At 52.7% G+C, this 2,500-nt stretch carries 2 rRNA genes (1 of these 2 cut by a window edge); both read left to right on the top strand.

The annotated features are described in order from the left end of the window. A 23S ribosomal RNA gene (locus MWU55_RS08910) occupies positions 1–2,201 on the top strand (it extends 635 nt beyond the left edge of the window). 82 nt (positions 2,202–2,283) lie between these two features. Beyond that, positions 2,284–2,398 (top strand): 5S ribosomal RNA (rrf, locus tag MWU55_RS08905). Positions 2,399–2,500 lie beyond the last annotated feature (102 nt).

Raw genomic sequence — 2,500 nt, 5'->3', positions numbered from 1 at the left:
AGGTGTAGGCGCAGCGAAAGCGAGTCTTAATAGGGCGAATGAGTTAGGTGGATCAGACCCGAAACCGAGTGATCTAGGCATGGCCAGGTTGAAGGTGCGGTAACACGCACTGGAGGACCGAACCCACATCTGTTGAAAAAGATCGGGATGAGCTGTGCCTAGGGGTGAAAGGCCAATCAAACTCGGAGATAGCTGGTTCTCTGCGAAATCTATTTAGGTAGAGCGTCATACGAATACTCCCGGGGGTAGAGCACTGAATGGGTAATGGGGGCATACAGCCTTACTGATCCTAATCAAACTCCGAATACCGGGAAGTACTATATGGCAGACACACAGCGGATGCTAACGTCCGTTGTGGAGAGGGAAACAACCCTGACCTACAGCTAAGGCCCCTAATTCATGGCTAAGTGGGAAAGCAGGTGAGACGACCAAAACAACCAGGAGGTTGGCTTAGAAGCAGCCATCCTTTAAAGATAGCGTAACAGCTCACTGGTCTAAATAAGTTGTCTTGCGGCGAAGATGTACCGGGGCTCAAGCCATGAGCCGAAGCTTAGGGTGTGCACTTATGTGTACGCGGTAGCAGAGCGTAGTGTGACATAGTTCCATTCCTCATTAGATCTGTTCGCAGATCCTTTGAGGATAGGAGCTTTCGATGAAGCGGGCGTGTGAGCGATCCCGTGGAGAGATCACTAGTGAGAATGATGACATGAGTAGCGACAAAGGGGGTGAGAGACCCCCTCGCCGAAAATCCAAGGGTTCCTGCTTAAAGCTAATCTGAGCAGGGTAAGCCGGCCCCTAAGCCGAGGCCGAAAGGCGTAGGCGATGGGAACCAGGTTAATATTCCTGGGCCGTGGAGTGGTGACGGATCTCGAAGGTAGTTCATCCTTATCGGATTGAATGGGCTGCTAAGAGGTTCCTGGAAATAGCCCTCCTGTAAGACCGTACCCTAAACCGACACAGGTGGATAGGTAGAGTATACCAAGGCGCTTGAGAGAACGATGTTGAAGGAACTCGGCAAAATACCTCCGTAAGTTCGCGAGAAGGAGGCCCAGTTTCTACGCAAGTATTGACTGGGGGCACAAACTAGGGGGTGGCGACTGTTTACTAAAAACACAGGGCTCTGCGAAGTCGCAAGACGACGTATAGGGTCTGACGCCTGCCCGGTGCCTGAAGGTTAAAAGGAGGAGTGCAAGCTCCGAATTGAAGCCCAGGTAAACGGCGGCCGTAACTATAACGGTCCTAAGGTAGCGAAATTCCTTGTCGGGTAAGTTCCGACCTGCACGAATGGCGTAACGACTTCCCCGCTGTCTCCAACATCGACTCAGCGAAATTGAATTGCCTGTCAAGATGCAGGCTTCCCGCGGTTAGACGGAAAGACCCCGTGCACCTTTACTACAGCTTCACATTGGCATCAGACACAACATGTGCAGAATAGGTGGTAGGCTTTGAACCAGAGACGCCAGTTTTTGGGGAGCCTCCTTTGAGATACCACCCTTGTTCTGTTTGATGTCTAACCGCGGTCCGTTATCCGGATCCGGGACCCTGTGTGGCGGGTAGTTTGACTGGGGCGGTCGCCTCCTAAAGAGTAACGGAGGCGCGCGAAGGTTGGCTCAGAGCGGTCGGAAATCGCTCGTTGAGTGCAATGGCAGAAGCCAGCCTGACTGCGAGACTGACAAGTCGAGCAGAGTCGAAAGACGGCCATAGTGATCCGGTGGTCCCGAGTGGAAGGGCCATCGCTCAACGGATAAAAGGTACGCCGGGGATAACAGGCTGATACTGCCCAAGAGTCCATATCGACGGCAGTGTTTGGCACCTCGATGTCGGCTCATCTCATCCTGGGGCTGGAGCAGGTCCCAAGGGTACGGCTGTTCGCCGTTTAAAGAGGTACGTGAGCTGGGTTTAGAACGTCGTGAGACAGTTCGGTCCCTATCTGCCGTGGGTGTAGGATACTTGAGAGGAGTTGCCCCTAGTACGAGAGGACCGGGGTGAACGTTCCACTGGTGGACCAGTTATCGTGCCAACGGTAGTGCTGGGTAGCTATGAACGGACAGGATAACCGCTGAAGGCATCTAAGCGGGAAGCCCCCCTCAAAACAAGGTATCCCTGAGGACCGAGGAAGACTACCTCGTCGATAGGCCAGAGGTGTAAGCGTGGTAACACGTTCAGCTGACTGGTACTAATGGTCCGATAGGCTTGATTTGATCCAGTAGAAGTTAGATCTCTACGGATAATCAAAAGCATACATCACAGTAGCACTTGACTTGGAAATTGCTCTTTATTCGGTTTGGTGGTCACAGCACCAGTGAAACACCCGATCCCTTCCCGAACTCGGCCGTTAAGCACGGTTGCGCCAATGGTACTGCATCTTAAGGTGTGGGAGAGTAGGTCACCGCCAAACCTAATAAAGAGCAAGAAAACGTATCCTCTCTAAACGATGATAAAAACAAACAAAACGCCGCCGAGCAGAAATGCCGGCGGCGTTCTGCGTTCAGGGGGGGAA

Source organism: Aliiroseovarius sp. F20344, assembly GCF_023016155.1.
In the GTDB taxonomy this organism is placed as follows: Bacteria; Pseudomonadota; Alphaproteobacteria; order Rhodobacterales; family Rhodobacteraceae; genus Aliiroseovarius.
This window is presented reverse-complemented; position numbering and strand designations above follow the sequence as displayed.